11 protein-coding genes are annotated in these 16,977 nt (G+C 41.4%); 7 read left to right on the forward strand and 4 right to left on the reverse strand.

Translation table 11 applies throughout. The features are described 5' to 3' along the window. Nucleotides 1-2: 2 nt before the first annotated feature. A complete protein-coding gene (gene polA / locus E0Y80_RS00105) occupies nt 3-2,810 on the reverse strand; it encodes a DNA polymerase I (protein ID WP_156305299.1) in 2,808 nt (935 codons plus the stop codon). Between the two features lie 119 nt (nt 2,811-2,929). Between polA and rsgA the strand changes: the two genes are divergently transcribed. From rsgA to E0Y80_RS00130, 5 genes are all read left to right on the forward strand, one after another. Continuing rightward, nucleotides 2,930-3,850, forward strand: a complete 921-nt coding sequence (gene rsgA, locus E0Y80_RS00110; protein ID WP_156305300.1) for a ribosome small subunit-dependent GTPase A — start codon at nt 2,930-2,932, stop codon at nt 3,848-3,850. 150 nt (nt 3,851-4,000) lie between these two features. Further along, nucleotides 4,001-5,803, forward strand: a complete 1,803-nt coding sequence (locus E0Y80_RS00115) for an AsmA family protein (protein ID WP_156305301.1) — start codon at nt 4,001-4,003, stop codon at nt 5,801-5,803. A gap of 137 nt (nt 5,804-5,940) precedes the next feature. Next, the gene (locus E0Y80_RS00120) at nt 5,941-7,725 is read left to right on the forward strand and encodes a TrkH family potassium uptake protein (RefSeq protein WP_156305302.1); all 1,785 of its coding nucleotides are present in this window, start codon (nt 5,941-5,943) and stop codon (nt 7,723-7,725) included. Between the two features lie 3 nt (nt 7,726-7,728). Then, on the forward strand, nt 7,729-8,415 hold the full coding sequence (locus E0Y80_RS00125; protein WP_156305303.1) for a potassium channel family protein: 687 nt from the start codon (nt 7,729-7,731) through the stop codon (nt 8,413-8,415). 362 nt (nt 8,416-8,777) lie between these two features. After that, nucleotides 8,778-11,267 carry a YfhO family protein gene (locus E0Y80_RS00130; protein ID WP_156305304.1) on the forward strand — a complete coding sequence of 830 codons (2,490 nt, stop codon included), beginning with the start codon at nt 8,778-8,780 and terminating at the stop codon, nt 11,265-11,267. 62 nt (nt 11,268-11,329) lie between these two features. Here E0Y80_RS00130 and E0Y80_RS00135 read toward each other — a convergent pair whose 3' ends face one another. From E0Y80_RS00135 to E0Y80_RS00145, 3 genes are all read right to left on the reverse strand, one after another. Further along, the gene (locus tag E0Y80_RS00135) at nt 11,330-12,103 is read right to left on the reverse strand and encodes a DUF4382 domain-containing protein (protein ID WP_197091417.1); all 774 of its coding nucleotides are present in this window, start codon (nt 12,101-12,103) and stop codon (nt 11,330-11,332) included. Between the two features lie 74 nt (nt 12,104-12,177). Next, the gene (locus tag E0Y80_RS00140; RefSeq protein WP_156305306.1) at nt 12,178-12,387 is read right to left on the reverse strand and encodes a hypothetical protein; all 210 of its coding nucleotides are present in this window, start codon (nt 12,385-12,387) and stop codon (nt 12,178-12,180) included. A 163-nt stretch (nt 12,388-12,550) separates the two neighbouring features. Further along, nucleotides 12,551-13,159, reverse strand: coding sequence for a ribonuclease HII (locus E0Y80_RS00145; RefSeq protein ID WP_156305307.1), 609 nt, complete (start codon nt 13,157-13,159; stop codon nt 12,551-12,553). Between the two features lie 211 nt (nt 13,160-13,370). On the opposite strand from E0Y80_RS00145, the gene E0Y80_RS00150 reads away from it, so the two are divergent. Next, nucleotides 13,371-14,102, forward strand: a complete 732-nt coding sequence (locus E0Y80_RS00150; protein ID WP_156305308.1) for a DOMON domain-containing protein — start codon at nt 13,371-13,373, stop codon at nt 14,100-14,102. An 18-nt stretch (nt 14,103-14,120) separates the two neighbouring features. Then, nucleotides 14,121-16,949: an outer membrane beta-barrel protein gene (locus E0Y80_RS00155; protein ID WP_156305309.1), complete on the forward strand. Its 2,829-nt coding sequence runs from the start codon at nt 14,121-14,123 to the stop codon at nt 16,947-16,949. Nucleotides 16,950-16,977 lie beyond the last annotated feature (28 nt).

Consider the following 16,977-nt stretch of genomic DNA (forward strand, 5'->3'; position numbering starts at 1 on the left):
CTCTAATGCGCTTCAAGCCAGTTTCTTCCCGCACCGATTTCTATCTCAATCGGAACCTGAAGTTCAATGGCATTCTTCATTCTATTTGCTATAATTTCCCTGAACGTATCGATTTCCTCATTCGGTACATCAAATACAAGTTCGTCATGCACCTGCATAATCATTTTTCCCCGCAACCCTTTTTCTTGGATATCCTGCTGGATATGGATCATGGCGATTTTAATCAGGTCAGCTGCAGAACCTTGAATAGGGGCATTGATCGCATTTCGTTCTGCAAATCCCCTAACGGTCATATTTGCAGAATTGATATCCCTTAAATATCTCCTACGTTTTAAAATCGTTTCCACATATCCGTTTTCCTTTGCAAATTCAATCACCTCAGCCATGTATTTTCTGATGCCCGTGTACTGAGCAAAATATTGGTCGATGATTTCTGCAGCCTCCTTTCGGCTGATTCCTAAGTTCTGCGAAAGTCCAAAGGCAGACTGCCCATAGATGATTCCAAAGTTTACTGCCTTGGCATTTCTTCGCATATCTGCATTTACTTCATCCAACTCGACGCCGTAAACCCTCGCTGCGGTTGCCCGGTGAATGTCCAGACCCTGCTTAAATGCCTCCAGCATATTTACGTCCTGACTTAATTCGGCCATAATGCGCAGCTCGATCTGCGAATAATCCGCGGATAACAACGTCCAATCCTTATCCCTGCTGATAAAGGCCTTGCGAACCTCTCTGCCACGCTCGGTGCGGATCGGGATATTCTGCAGATTTGGATTGGTTGAGCTCAGCCGACCCGTTGCTGCTACGGCCTGGTTATAGGAGGTGTGGATCAATCCCGTGTTTGGGTTGACCAGGGTAGGCAGGGAGTCCACGTAGGTGGATTTCAACTTTTGTAACTGCCTGAATTCCAAAATGTCCTTGACGATGTCGGATTTATTGGACAGTGCGAGCAATACATCCTCGCCTGTTTTGTATTGACCCGTTTTGGTCTTTTTGGCTTTAGGGTCAAGCTGTAATTTATCGAACAGCACTTCACCCAATTGCTTTGGCGAGGCAATATTGAAATTGACGCCGGCTTTTTCATAGATCTGATGTTCGAGCTGCTTAACATCTTTTTCTATTTCCTTAGAGAATTGGAAAAGTGTTTCTTCATCGATTTTGACACCATTCCGCTCCACCGCTGCTAATACCTTCAATAGAGGGAACTCTACTTTTCTCGCTAAATCACTGGTTAGCGTTTCTTCTAGTAGCGGGGCAAGCTTGTTCTTCAGCTGTAAGGTAATGTCGGCATCCTCCGCCGCATATTCTTTCACCAATTCAACATCAACGTCGCGCATATTCCCTTGGTTCTTGCCTTTGCCACCGATCAGTTCCGTTATGGAAACAGGGGTGTAGTTGAGGTAGGTTTCCGCAAGGTAATCCATATTGTGCCGGGTATCCGGATCAATTAGATAATGCGCTAACATGGTGTCGAAAAACTCTCCTTTCACATCGATTCCATACCTGGAAAGAAGCAGGATGTCATATTTTAAGTTCTGACCTATTTTAAGGATCTTCTCATCCTCCAAGACAGGTTTAAAAATTTCTGCCGTTTTTTGAGCTTCGGCCTGGTCGGCAGAGACCGGGATATAATAGGCCTCAAATGGATCTATGCTGAATGAAAAACCTACCAATTCCGCCTGGAGGGCATCCAGTCCGGTAGTCTCTGTGTCAAAACAGAAAGCTGCCTCCCGGCTTAATCGCTTCACAAGTTCAATCTGCTTTTCTGCTGTGTCCAGTAAACTGTACTGATGTTTGGTATTGTGGATATTGGTAAAGTTGGCGGGTTCATGCGGAGCTTCAGCGCCGAGAGATTTTGCCCCATCCAAATTACCGTCCTGATGAACTGAGAATAGGTCCATCTGACCAGCTTTTGGAGCACTCCCTTCCACAATACTGAATTCATCGCCAAATACTCTCTTTCCTAAGGTCCTAAATTCAAGTTCCACGAAAAGGGGCTCTAAAAGATCCTTGTTGGGTTTTTCCAATTCCAACGATTTTTCATCGAATTCCACCGGAACATCCAATAAGATGGTGGCGAGTTTCTTGGAAATCAACCCTTGCTCGGCATGGTTTTCAACATTCTCCTTCAGCTTGCCCTTTAGTTTGTCGGTATTAGAGATCAGGTTTTCAATAGAACCAAATTCCTGGATTAATTTCTTAGCGGTCTTTTCGCCGATTCCCGGTATGCCCGGGATATTATCAACGGCATCTCCCCATAAGCCCAGGATATCGATGACCTCATGGACCTGATTGATCTCCCATTTCTCCAAGATTTCCGGGACACCTAGGATTTCAGCACCATTGCCCATGCGGGCAGGTTTGTAAATAAAGATGTTATCGGAAACCAATTGACCAAAATCCTTATCCGGAGTCATACAATAGACGGTGAAATCTTTTTTTTCACCTTCCTTGGCTAGGGTTCCAATAATATCATCGGCTTCATAGCCGTCCTTGGTAATGATGGGGATATTGAATCCTTCGATAAGCCTAAAGATATAGGGGATTGAAGCGGCCAGATCCTCAGGCATTTTCTGCCTTTGAGCTTTATAGGCTTCAAATTCAATATGTCTATTTGTAGGGGCTTCGGTGTCGAATACAACAGCAATATGGGTAGGTCTTTGATTGTTCAATACTTCAAGCAGGGTATTGGTAAATCCCATGATCGCTCCTGTATTCAAACCGTATGATGTGATGCGGGGTGTTTTACTTAATGCAAAGTAAGCACGATAAATCAATGCCATCCCGTCCAAAAGAAATAACTTTTTCAAATTCTTTGTTTTTTACCTGTAAAACAAAGTTAACAAAATCAAATAGACCTAAAGATTAATTATTTTTTTCATTTTTGCGGGGAATTGCTTGTATTTTTAAAAATATATGGAGAACAGCTATGCGAGGACTAGTAACTAAATCAACAGGTAGTTGGTATCAAGTTTTGGATGATTCAGGAAAGCGGTATGAGTGTAGGATCAAGGGTAAGTTCAGGACACAGGGTATTAAAACGACCAATCCGATCGCTGTAGGCGATAGGGTAGAGTTTGAGTTGGAGGACGGTCAGCAGAGCGGGGTAATCAGCGGGCTTGAACCCAGGAAGAATTATATCATCCGGCGATCGGTGAATCTGTCCAAGCAAACCCAGATTATAGGCGCCAACCTTGATCTGGCACTTTTAGTGGTGACCCTAGCCTCACCGGCAACCTCATTGGGATTTATTGACCGTTTTTTAGTGACAGCAGAAGCCTATGGCATTCCGGCCGGCCTGGTGTTCAATAAGCTCGATCTTTTTTCGGATGAAGGCCTTGAAATTCTGGCTGACTATGTTGCCATCTATGAAAACCTAGGGTATGTATGCTACACGGTTTCTGCGTTGGAAAAAGAAAACATAGAAACCCTAAATGGGGTACTTCAGGATAGAATAACATTAGTCTCGGGGCATTCTGGCGTGGGCAAATCGACATTAATCAATGCGATTGTACCTGGTTTGGATTTAAAAACAGGGATGATATCGGATTGGTCCGATAAAGGGAAGCATACCACGACTTTTGCCGAAATGATTGATTTGCCTTTCGGTGGTAAATTGATCGACACTCCAGGGATCCGCGAATTGGGCATCGTTGATATTGAACCTCAGGAGCTTTCCCATTACTTTCCTGAAATGAGAAAATTGCTCAATCAGTGTAGGTTCCATAATTGCCGCCACATCAATGAACCCGGATGCGCAGTGCTTCAGGCCTTGGAAAATGGAGGTATTGAACCCTCAAGGTATGAAAGCTATCTGAGCATCTATCACAATGAAAACAATCGGAACTAAGGCTCCTTAAGTTCTTTATTCGACAAAAAGCTATACTTAAAAGATTGGTTTTAATTTCAATAGAAATTTATTTATCGTGACTTTAAACATATTGGCTAAATTATTGTTAAAAGTTAACATAATGAGGGGATAAACCGTTTATAGAAACTTATGAAACCTATTTGGAAATGGATTATTGGAATAGTTGCCGTATTAATTGCGGCTGTATTTATTGTCGGCTGGTACTATAGCCGAAATTGGAAGCCTCTTGTTGAGGCCAAACTGAAGGAGACCGTCTCCAAGTCGACGAATGGATTGTATTCCTTGAAATATGATGATTTGGACTTGAATATTACCTTAGGAAATGCAACCTTGGTCAATGCGGAACTGATTCCGGATTCTAACGTTTACCGTAACATGGTCCTATCAAAGGAAGCTCCGAACAGCCGTTACCATATAAAATTGGCGGCTCTAAAGGTTCGACGGTTTAATATCTGGGATGTCATTAAAAATAGGAAACTCTATATTAAGGAAATTGCATTTGATTCCCCGGATATCCATATGATATCCGAAAGGCACGCCTATAACGATACCATTCAGCCTAAAGAGTCAAAAACCCTATATGACAATATCAAGGACGTTTTTAGTTCGGTCAATGTTAGGGATATCAATATCGATAATGTAAAGTTTAAGTTTTCCAAAATTGAGGCGGGAAAATCATCAGATATTTTATTAGATAGCATTGGAATAAAGGTTCACGATATCCTAGTGGACCAGGCTTCCATCCACGATACCACTAGACTTTTTTATACCAAGATGGTGGAAGTGGAAGTTCCGAAATTCGAGTACGAACTTTCAAATGGGATATACAGAGCAAAATTTGACCGTTTGCTCTTGAACACGAGGGATCAGAATGTGCTATTAACAAAAGTTGAGTATGCTCCAAAAATGAGCAAGTCGGCCTATTTTAAAGCAAGGAATCAGAATATCACCATGGCGGTAATGAAATTCGATACCCTACGGTTTGAAAGGCTCGATTTCAAAGAATTGATTGACAACCAACAGACCGTTGCTCAGAACGTACAGATTAAAAATGGCTCAGTCTCTTTATACAATGATAAGCGCTATCCCAAAAAGAGCAGTTCAAAGTTAGGAAAGTCGCCCCAGCAACAATTGATGAAAGTCAACCAGTTGATTAAAATCGATACCGTATTTGTTGAGAACGTGGATGTGCTGTACGGAGAGTATTCAGCGAAGTTCAATAAGGAGGGGGTTATTACCTTCAATAATGCTAGAGGTACCTTGACCAATGTTACCAATGACAGCACGCATCTGGTAAGGGACAAATATATGCGCGCAGATTTGCAGGCTAAAATTATGAATGCTGGGCTACTTAAGATACAGTTTGGCTTCGATATGTTGAGTAAGGACGGGTATCACACCTATAAAGGTTCCTTGGGCAGGATGCAAGCAACCGCATTCAATAAGATTCTGACCCCATTATTAAATGCAGAAATAGCATCTGGGAATATTAGGGGTATCAGCTTTAATTATCAGGCGAACGATTACCGGAATTGGGGGGATTTTCGTTTTGACTACGATCACCTTAAATTAAACTTGATTAATGCGGTGGATCCCGGCATGAGCAAGACCAAGAAAGGTGTCCTTTCCTTTGTCGTTAACAACATCCTGATCAACGACAGCAATCCGGATGCGAACGAGAAATACCACATTGGCAAGGTGAATTACAGACGTGTAGCTGAGCATACCTTTTTCAAGACAATGTGGCAAAGTATGCTTGATGGTATAAAACAATGTACAGGAATCAGTAAGGAGCGCGAGGCCAAGCTAATGGGGGCTGCTGAGACCGGTAAAGAAGTGGCAGATGAGGCGAAGGGTGTGATTAAAAAGACCGGAAAATTCTTTAAGGGCCTCTTTAAAAAGAAAGATAAAGAAGAAGAGGAGCAAGATTAGTTTCACGTGAAAGTTTATTTTTAGTTTCCATTACTTGGTTGAATTTCAAAGGCTTGTGGTATTGGTCGGTGCTAAAACTTCGCTAAGGTCCCTACCTTTTCCTTCATTAAGATAGATATTACTATGTTTGTAATTAGATGGATTCGGTATATAGCTTCCTAAAATATATTTTTAGATACAAGAGAAAAGTAGTAGATCAGGTCCTGTTCTATATCAGTTTGATTAGTGCAGCAGTGATGGTGATGCATGTGGGCTATATTACCGATCCAAAGGTCGCTAGATTAACCGAGGATATCGTCATTGGGCTATATTACGGCCTTTTCATAATCGAAATCTTCAGGACAACCGCTTCCATCTTGGTGGCGCGGCGAATCAATATGTCCCATTATACCGGGGTTCTGGTCAGCGCCTATTTTCTTTTGATTACCATATCCCGGGTCAGTGGTGGGTTTTTGTCGGCATTTGCCAAAGACGAATGGCTTTACTTGGGAATAGCCATTATGTTCCTTTCGGAATTATCAAAGAACAGCTTGTTTTTCGATAATTTCTACTTTAACCCCACGATTTTATTTGTGATAAGTTTCTTGGGCTTGATTCTGTTGGGGTCATTTCTACTGATGCTGCCAAGAACTACGCTAGAGGCACCATTAAGTTTTGTGGACGCTTTCTTTATGGCCACCAGCGCAGTCTGTATCACGGGGCTTTCCACTACCGATATCTCGACCAATTTTTCCTTGTTCGGACAATCGGTTATTATGGCGCTAATCCAAGTCGGCGGTCTGGGAATCATGACCTTTACCGGATTCTTTGGGTATTTTTTCTCCGGTGGCTTCTCTTTCAAAAATCAATTGATGTTTGGAGAGATCCTGGGTGAAAATAAATTAAACTCCGTAATATCGACCTTGTTGACCATTATCTTTATCACCCTGCTTTTTGAATTGATTGGTGCGATTTTAATTTTTTCCTCATTGGATGCCACGCTGTTCGACTCCGTGGGAGAGATGATATTCTTTTCCTGTTTTCATGCCATATCTGGATTTTGTAATGCTGGATTTACGATCATAAAAGATGGGGTGATGAACGATAATTATCGGTTCAACTATAATTTTCAATTGGCCGTATCCTCCATGTTTATATTGGGTGGATTTGGCTTCGGTACCATTTTCAATTTCTATACCTGGATTAGGGAAAAGATAAACGCCATCCTATGTAGATTGGTGAAAAAAGTGAATTATCGACATAAACCGCAAGTTTTTTCGTTTAATTCAAGGTTTATTGTTTTGTGCAACAGCATATTTATTGTTCTGGCAACGATCTCATTTTTTGCATTGGAGCAAAATCACAGCTTGATGGCGGATAGAACGAATTATGGAGAATGGGTTACCTCGATCTTTATGGCGAATTCAGCAAGGTCTGCAGGTTTTAACAGCGTGGACCTGAATTTTGTAAATATTCCCACGGTGATAATGTTCGTAACCTTAATGTGGGTAGGGGTATCCCCGGGATCGACCGGTGGCGGTGTTAAGGTAACGACGGTCGCAATTGCCCTGATGAACATCGTTGCACTCGCCAAAGGCAAGGAATCTATTGAAATCTATAAGCGACGCATCGCATCGGAGTCTGTAAACAAAGCCTTTGCCATTATACTGCTTTCGATTTTGACGATTGCCCTAAGTTTTATTCTGCTCAATTTTTCAGATCCCAACCAACAAATGATCCCTTTACTATTTGAAGCGGTCTCTGCCTATACCACCTGTGGACTTTCGCTGGGAATTACGCCGTCTCTTTCGGCAACGAGCAAGATTATTTTGATGTTTACCATGTTTGTCGGACGTGTTGGTATGTTGACATTATTGGTCGCATTTATTAAGAACACCAAGAACAAGAGTTATATTTATCCAACTGAAAAGATATTGTATTAAGGTATGAAGTATATCGTATTAGGATTAGGGCATTTTGGAAGGTCATTGGCCATCCATCTGACAGAGTTAGGGCATGAGGTCATTGCTGCGGATAAGAACATGAGCATCGTGGAGCAGACCAAGGATCGAATTACCCATACGGTATGTATGGACACTACGGATAAGGATGCGGTAAGCTCCCTGCCCTTAAGAGAAAGCCATGCTGTGATAGTTGCTATTGGAGAGGAGGAGGGAGCAAGTCTTTTGACCGTAGCGCTGTTAAAGCAGCTGAAGGTAAAACGTATCATTGGCCGCGTGGTGTCGGATCTCCAGAAAACTGTTCTTGAAGCGATGAATATTGATGAGCATATTATGCCGGAGGAGGAAGCGGCAGAACGATTGGCGATGCGTTTGGACAATATCGATATCGTAGATTCATTTAAGGTTTCCGACAGGTATAGCATCATCGAAACGAAGGTTCCCAGTAAATACGTTGGCATGACGCTGAAGGAAGCTGATCTGACCAATAGATATAAAGTGATCGTTCTGACTACCGTTCATGTAGAGAATGAAATGACCAAAGAGGGGAACACCAAAATTAACAAGCAAGCCTCTGGCATCGCTAAATCCGATACGGTTTTAATGGAGAATGATCTATTGGTATTATTTGGAGAACTATCAAATATCAAAGATCTGATTCAAAAAGGATAGTTGATCCCTTCAATTTCCATCAGGGCTTGGACAGGTTCTGTCACCGATGGAAATTGGCCTTCGAACTTTCGTTCGCCCAAGACCTCTCCAAGGCCGGATGATTTACCCTATGAATCCCATCGACACGAAATCTATGGAAATTTATTGAACTACGAATAATTCAACACCATTGGCGTGACATAATTCCCAATTCAACTGGGATGGAATATCTAAGGTAATTAAAGCCGGATTGTTCGTTCTCCCCTCAAAAAGGACAACCTCAAACTCCTAAATAATGACATTTATTGATACACATATGTCAAATCTCACATCAATTCTATATTTTTGGGGCTATATCATTAATAATCCTATTCATATACTAAATGAAAACTTGGTTTAAGGAAAATCAGAATCACTTAATCATTATAGGCATCTTTTTGCTTTTAGTGGTGTTTTATTTTACGCCCGTTTGGCAAGGGAAGACCCTATTGCAGAGTGATGTTATGCAGGCTCGTGGAAGCCAAAAAGAGATTTTTGACTATAAAGAAAAAGACGGGAACACGCCATTATGGACAAATTCCATGTTCGGTGGTATGCCAACCTATCAAATCTGGTACGATCATGCCAGTAATATTACCACACATATCGGCCCTGCCATCCGTGCGGTATTTCCGCCGCCTTCGGATGTCCTTCTACTGTTCCTATTAGGTGGATATTTCCTGTTTTCGGTCCTTAAAATCCGGCCCTGGGTAGCGGCAATCGGCGCCGTTGCATTGGCGTTTTCATCCTACAATATGATCTATGTCGAGGCAGGGCATATCAATAAAGCGTATGCCATTGCCTATATGGCCCCAATTATCGGTTCGGTGATCCTTTGTTACAGAGGAAGCAAATTCTGGGGGCCGAGCCTGCTCGCGCTGTTCCTGGCCTTGGAATTAAGGGCAAACCACATCCAAATGACGTATTATCTATTCCTTGCGCTATTGGTCCTGGTAGGTTTTGAACTGTACTATGCTATCCGAGATAAAAAATTAAATAAATTCCTGCAAGCTACAGGCCTGCAATTAATTGGTGTTGTGATTGCTGTTCTGGTCAATGCTTCGGTTTTGTTCCCTACCTATGAATATAGCAAAGAGACCATTCGTGGTAAAGCAAATCTGACCAAGACGACGGAAGACGGTAAGGATGCCGCAGGATTAGATAAGGAATATGCCTATGCATGGAGCCAAGGAATTGGTGAAAATATTACATTTCTAATTCCCAATGCCTATGGTGGAAAAACCGGAGGAACTTTCAATGCTGAGTCCAATACCGTAAAAACATTAACAAAATTAGGGGTGCCGCAAGGTGAGGCCCTACAATATGCCAATAGGGCGTTTCCAACCTATTGGGGAGAGAAGACCTTTACCTCAGGGCCTTGGTACTTTGGGGCGGGGGTAATCTTCCTATTTGTACTGGCATTATTTGTTGTAAAGGATAGATTAAAATGGTGGATCTTGTCAGCTACTCTTCTAACCCTTTTCTTAGCATTTGGCCGTCACTTACCTTTTATCTCCGACCTATTCTTTGATTATTTCCCTATGTACAATAAGTTCAGAGCAGTGGAGTCGATTTTGGTTATTCCTTCTGTCCTTATTCCTTTATTGGCAATTATGGGGCTGAATGAAATTATAAGCAGAGGTAATGAAATTAAGGATTTAGATAAAAAAGTACTCTATACGGGCGGAGCATTAGCTGCGATCTGTCTATTGATTGCATTGATGCCAAGTTTATTGTCACTACGCAATTCTACGCATCAGGACTTCGTAACATCAGTGCAGCAGAGTATGCCGGATCCTAGTTTAGCAAGCGAATTAGTCAATTCCTTGTTGGCTGACCGTTCAGACATGGCTTCAAAAGATGCATGGAGATCATTTTTCATCGTTGCACTGACCTTTGCTTTCGTTTGGTTCTTTATTAAGAAGAAATTATCTGCCGGTGTATTAATCGCAGCAATTGCGGTGATCACCTTGGTTGACCTTTGGTCTGTCGACAAGCGTTATCTGAACAATGAATCATTTGTGGATAAAAGCATTTATGAGAAACCCATTCCTGAGCGTGAGGTCGATCAGTTGATCCACCTTGACAAAGATCTTTCATATCGGGTATTTGATTTGACAACAAGTCCTTTCAACGATGCTGGTGCCTCTTATTTCCATAAAAGTATCGGGGGCTACCATGCTGCCAAATTGATGCGTTTTCAGGAACTATTGGAGAATCAGTTCAACGGCGACATCAATGAGGACGTTTTGGATATGTTGAATGTTCGTTATATCATCACAAAGGATCAAAGCAACAATTCGGACCGTATTCAGCGTAGAAGTTCGGCACTGGGGAATGCATGGTTTGTCAATAACATTAAATTTGTAAACGGCAACCAGGCTGAAATGAGTGCCTTAAGTAATTTTGACCCTAAAAAAGAGGCAATTATCAATGAGGGTTTGAAGGGGCAATTAGGCGATAAGACAATCGGACAGCCGAATAATGCAGAAATTAAGTTGGTATCATACCATCCTGACACCTTGAAATATGAGTATTCGGCAGGTAACAATGTTTTTGCCGTATTCTCTGAGATATTCTATGACAAGGGCTGGAAGGCTTATGTGGATGGGGAGGAGTATCCAATTATCCGTACGGATTACCTGCTAAGGGGTCTTTCCCTTCCAGGGGGAAACCATAAAGTTGAGTTTATATTTGCACCTGAGTCAATGAAAGTAAGCAAAACGATCTCATTGATAGCGTCAATTATATTGGTATTAGGATTGGGATTTGCTATTTGGTTATCTATCAAGCATAGAGATGAAAGGCAAAAACCTATTGAGGGGAAAAATTAAGTCTAAACAATTAAAAAAAGGGGACACATCACATGTATCCCCTTTTAAATTATTTTTTAAGACTATTTTGTCAAAACTTCAATAGTTCCAAGATCTTTAGTTTGACCCGTAGTAACCGTTACATCTTGAATAGTTAAGGATTTGTAAGCATCATCAGTAGGCTCTATCAAGATATCATAAGTTCCTTGAGTAACCCCAGGAAAATAGAATTTACCAGTAGGACTAGCTAAAGTGCCTAAAGTATCGGTCCCTTGAATAGCAAACACATGAGGCATTGCAGTTATTGGTGATATAAGACCTGTAATTGCTCCAGAAACAGCAACAGGAATAGCACGAATAACTGGTTTCAACATATATTTTCCGTTTCCAGTTTGGTGAATTGATTTAGAAGCATCAAAATCTAATGCCAATGTGTAAGCAATGTTAGGAATTAAATCGTCCTGAACTTTAATTTTAACACCTGAGGATTGTCCACTAGGGGTGGTTAAACCATGTTCGACACCGTCTACAACAATGTAGCTGTCATCGTCAAGAACTAATCTTACCTCTTGTAATCTTCCAGAAGGAACATCATGCTCTGCTAAAAACTTATATTCACCTTCGCGATAATCTAAAATATCAAAAGGATCGATATCCACATCAATAACCTCACGTCCACCGTCGGTAATAACCTCAATGTGGTCTATATCTAAGAAAATTCCATCATAATAAGCGGGTGCATCTGTTATCTGAATGGTAACAGGTGTCTTTCCATCAGTGGTCTTAGAGTCATCTGTACTACAACTCGACAGACTCAAGGCAGTCGCAACTACCGATAATCCAAGTAATGTTTTCATAGTAATTCTCGTTATTCGATGTTTCACCATACAAATAATATACCATTTTAAACAAAGTTAAATTTAAGGTCAACTTAATTATTTAGAGATATGGGCCTATCTAGTTTAATAGCAATACGAGATGCGCCATTCATTAACCCTACATGACTGTATGATTGCGGAAAATTCCCCCATTGACTTCCATCATCTTCATTTACTACTTCATAAAAAGAGGCAGTCCTCATTTGGAGGGGGGCATTGAAAAACTTTCCATTGAAAAAGGCTTTATGAAATTTTATGTTCATAAGCATATATTCTTTGTCTACATTAAAGCTTCCGTCTTAACTTCCCAAATCAATTTTCAAGGGTTTAACGCTCCGTTTTCAACCATTTTCGAAGTTATAATTTATCATGAGGACTTTTTCAGTGCCCTTCACGTGGACTGTCTCTTTCTGCTAGGCTTATATTTTAAAATAACTTCAATTGCGGCTCCGTCACCCTGAAGGTCTTTCGGTGGTGAGGTGTCAGTCCCAACTTCAATACCGCCTGTCTATGCTTAATTGTGGGATATCCCTTGTTCTGAAGCCAGTCGTATTCCGGAAAATCAGCTGCAATACCCTCCATATACTCATCACGGTAGGTTTTGGCAAGAATCGAGGCTGCAGCAATGGAAAGGTATTTTCCGTCGCCCTGAACGATACAAGCATGCGGTGTTTGACGATATGGAATAAACTTATTGCCATCAATAATCAGGAATTGTGGGATAGTTCCTAAGCTATCCAATGCTTTGTGCATAGCTAAATATGATGCTTTATGGATATTGATCTTGTCAATTTCCATCGCAGAGACGCTGGCAACAGCAAATGCCAAAGCTTCCTTTTCAATAATGGGCCTAAGCTCCATCCTCTTTTTCTCCGACAACTTCTTGGAATCATTCAGGATCGGGTTGCAATAGTCTGCAGGAAAGATTACCGCTGCCGCGAATACGGGTCCCGCCAAGCAACCGCGCCCCGCCTCATCACATCCCGCTTCTATAAAATCATATTGATAGGTAGATAATAATGAAATAGATTCCATGTAACAAAGGTAAGAATTGGGAGAGTAGGAAGTATAAAGTATTTAGATTTTACAATTTTAATAGCCATAATACCAAAACCCACTTCTGTAACTTTTCTATGATTAATATCCGTTTACACTAATTTACACTTCTTGTATTTTTCTTTGTAATGTATTCGGGAATAGAATATTTTTCTTATACTGCTGTCAAAAAGAAGAATACAGAATTTATATGAAAAGGAATATCATTATTGCCATTCTCATATTAGCTAGTTCAAGCTTATTGGCACAGAAGAAAAAAGAAGGATTCGCTCTTTTACCCAGTTTCGAGGTGGAGGTAAATGGAGATTTGAAAGAGTGGGGGGAAAAGCTATCGGTGGTAGGAGAAGATTCCAGTTGGAGTTTTGCTCTTACCAAAGACGCTAAGTTTCTATATGCGGCGGTTCAGATTAAGGATTTGTCACTTCAGCAGGAAGCTGTGCGTAACGGTATCATCGTGAATATCAATCCCAACGGAAAGAAGAAAGACGGGGCACAGTTGGTCTTTCCGATTCCTGACAGTGAATCTGTTCGGGCGATGGTAAACGACGATAACTTACCGAATATGAATGTTCGAGAGGAGTTGATCAAGCGAAGCAGGGGTTATGGAGTGAGGGGTTTTGCTCATATTGTTGATGGGAGGCTATCTTTTGAGAACACCTATGGTGTGAAAGCGGTAGCAAAATTGGCAGAAAATGATGTTTTGATTTATGAATCAAAAATTCCGATTCAGGCGATAGGGATCAAGAAAATCAACGATCCCGTAGCGATTCAAATCATGATTAACAATAGGTTTTCCCAACTGCAGAAAACTATCAAGAGCAGGCCAGACCCAAGAGGGTCAATGTATGGACGATATACTCCGACGGTTAAGAGTCCCTATAAAACCAAGCTTGATGTTTGGATTTTGGGAACATTGAACTAGAATTAGTTTAAACGATATATGGATAGAATTATGAGAGGCCTGCTATGTTTATGCATGCTGGCAATTGGAATTAGTGTCTACGGACAGACGGGCAGGGTCGTGTCGGGGATGCTTCGGGATACTGAGTCAAGGCCGATTTCTGGAGCAACGGTTCATTTGGTTACGAATTCGGATACGATGGCAACCCGATCATCAAATGCCGGATTTTATACCTTTGAAAATGTCAGTGCGACAAAATTTAAGATTCGTGTGAGCAGCTTGGGTTTCGCTCCCTACGAAAAAGAAGTTGATTTTCCCCAAGGGCAGAAGGAAATTCAGGTTCCAAGTTTTGAATTAGCGGTTAATGATAACCAAATTGAGGAAGTGGTCATTCAGGGCGTGTTGACCGTACAGGTAAAGGGTGATACGGTAGAATATTCTACAAAAGACCTTAAGCTACGCGAAGGCTCTGTGGCGGAGGATGCCTTAAAGAAACTGCAGGGAGTGGAAGTCGATAAGGACGGGAATGTGACCGCACAAGGAGAATCGGTTACGAAAGTGCGCATCAACGGGAAGGATTTTTTCGGTGGTGACGTAAAGACTGCGACACAAAATCTTCCGGCAAATATTATCGAGAAGATTCAGGTGGTGGACGATTATGGCGACATGGCGAATGTAACCGGCAATAAGTCCGGAGATTCTGAAAAAATCATCAACATACAGATCGACCCAAAATATAACAAGGGTTTTATGACGACCTTAAGAGCTGGATACGGTTCAGATGAACGCTATCAGGCTACCGGTATGTGGATGGGTATGACCGACAAAACCCAGGTTTCTGTTTTAGGGAATCTCAATAATATCAATGCACCTTTATTTGATTTCAATACGATGGGTGGAGGAGCAAGAAGACGTCAAGGCGGCGGAGGTAGACCGGGTGGAGGCGGAATGTCTGGGAATCGAGACGGACTGACCAATGTCGGATCGATCGGTTTGAATGTACGCCATGATTTCTCCGAGAAGCTGAAAGTATATGGGAACTACTCCTTCGGAAGGGATGATAATACAACGGTAACAGATCGGATCAATCAGTTTACTTTTGATGATGGTGTTCAAGAGGATAAATCAAATTCAGATGTCAACACGATTACGGCAAGGCACAGATTGGAGGCCAATATCGAATGGAATATTACCGATAGGGACTATATTAAACTAACGCCGCAATTTGGCTTTAATGACAATAGGATAAACTCGGTTACATCTTCAGAATCTTTTATAGGCCAGCAGTTTCTTAACTCAGAGGATGAAACCCAAGGAACCAATTCCAATTCACCAAGGTATAGTATTTCAGGGTTGTACAATAGAAAATTAAACGATAAAGGGAGGAACCTGTTTTTAAATTTCAACTATGATAATGCCGCAACAAATAGTGATATCGATAGGATTTTAAGGAGGTTAACAGAAGATCCGAACAATGCGACTGCCACGGATGAGGAAATATATAGAAAGACATTACAGGAAATTAAAAATAAGAGCTGGAATGCAGGTACAAGCTTATCATATATCGAACCCATCTCAAAAAATGGAAAGCTAGAATTTACCTATGATTTCAACAAGAACAGCTATGATAACAGGCGCTATCAGGATGCATTTAATGAAGACGGCAGTAGTTTTCCCAATACAGACACGAGTACGGTAAATTTTCATTATGATCAGGATTATTCGTTTACTACCCATCGGATAGGAGCAAACTATGCCTTTGAAAATGATAAGGTTAAGTATTCCATCGGTGCTGCCGTTCAACCTTCCTTATTAAAAGGTATAGCAGCAAACGACGATCAGACCACGCCAATTGACCGAAGCAACTTCAATATTATGCCGATAGCGAGGTTTGAATATAAGTTCTCACGTCAGAAAAATCTGAGCATCAACTATTCAGGTTCAACTACCGAACCCACGGTAGACCAAATTCTACCCTATGAAGTCAGTACGGATGAGTTCCGTAGGACCTATGGGAACCCGAATCTAAATCCAGAATTTAGGCATCAGATGATGTTAAGGTTTAGGGCAGGGGATTTTCAGAAAGGAAATACATTCTTTGCCTTTGTCAATGGTAATTTGACCAATGATAAAATTGTATCCTTTGTAAAACGCGTCCCCACTACAATTGGGGTGCTCACGGAGACTCGTTATCTCAATGAAACAGAAGAGCCTGTCTATGGGATTAATTCCTTTTACCATTTTGGCAAATCGATGAAGGAGAAGACCTATAACTTGATGTTAATGGGGGGGATAACCTATAATAAAAACGTTGCCTATACTTCCACCGATGCGGCGGCAGTAGAAGGGATGAAGAATATTGCCAATAACTGGATGTTTATGCAGGGAGTAATGTTCCGCTACAATCCATCGGAGAACCTGGAGTTAAATCCAGGCATCAGATATTCCTACAATACGGTCAAGAATTCAATTTCACAGAATAATACCGCTGTATCGGGCCTAACGCCAACCTTTATCGGCTCGGTCAATCTCACGCCGACCACAATTTTTGGAGCTGATGTTTCCAAGACCTTCAATAGAGGATACGGCAGTTTAACCAATGCCAATCCTTTTATTATTAACACTTACATTGAGCAGAAGCTGTTAAAGGATCAAAGGGGAACCCTTCGCTTCCAGGCATTCGATTTATTAAACGAACAGGTCAATCTTAATAGAACTTTTTCGGATAATTTAATATCAGATACAAGAACGAACCGTTTGGGTAGATATTTTATGCTTACGTTCACCTTCAAGTTGCAGAAGTTCTCGGGCATGGCACCAACTATAGACAATGGCTTGCCTCCAGGGATGAGAATGCCTCGCATGTAATAAGAGTTTCTAAAATAAATCAGCTATT

The sequence above is a fragment of the Sphingobacterium endophyticum genome (genome assembly GCF_009733535.1).
In the GTDB taxonomy this organism is placed as follows: domain Bacteria; phylum Bacteroidota; class Bacteroidia; order Sphingobacteriales; family Sphingobacteriaceae; genus Sphingobacterium; species Sphingobacterium endophyticum.

Bases quoted from the DNA above. Each gene is read 5' to 3' on its own strand.
- E0Y80_RS00155 (WP_156305309.1), top strand. From the start codon at position 14,121: ATGGATAGAATTATGAGAGGCCTGCTATGTTTATGCATGCTGGCAATT.
- rsgA (WP_156305300.1), top strand. From the start codon at position 2,930: ATGCGAGGACTAGTAACTAAATCAACAGGTAGTTGGTATCAAGTTTTG.
- E0Y80_RS00125 (WP_156305303.1), top strand. From the start codon at position 7,729: ATGAAGTATATCGTATTAGGATTAGGGCATTTTGGAAGGTCATTGGCC.
- E0Y80_RS00115 (WP_156305301.1), top strand. From the start codon at position 4,001: ATGAAACCTATTTGGAAATGGATTATTGGAATAGTTGCCGTATTAATT.
- E0Y80_RS00130 (WP_156305304.1), top strand. From the start codon at position 8,778: ATGAAAACTTGGTTTAAGGAAAATCAGAATCACTTAATCATTATAGGC.
- E0Y80_RS00145 (WP_156305307.1), bottom strand. From the start codon at position 13,159: ATGGAATCTATTTCATTATTATCTACCTATCAATATGATTTTATAGAA.
- E0Y80_RS00140 (WP_156305306.1), bottom strand. From the start codon at position 12,387: ATGAACATAAAATTTCATAAAGCCTTTTTCAATGGAAAGTTTTTCAAT.
- E0Y80_RS00120 (WP_156305302.1), top strand. From the start codon at position 5,941: ATGGATTCGGTATATAGCTTCCTAAAATATATTTTTAGATACAAGAGA.
- E0Y80_RS00150 (WP_156305308.1), top strand. From the start codon at position 13,371: ATGAAAAGGAATATCATTATTGCCATTCTCATATTAGCTAGTTCAAGC.
- E0Y80_RS00135 (WP_197091417.1), bottom strand. From the start codon at position 12,103: ATGAAAACATTACTTGGATTATCGGTAGTTGCGACTGCCTTGAGTCTG.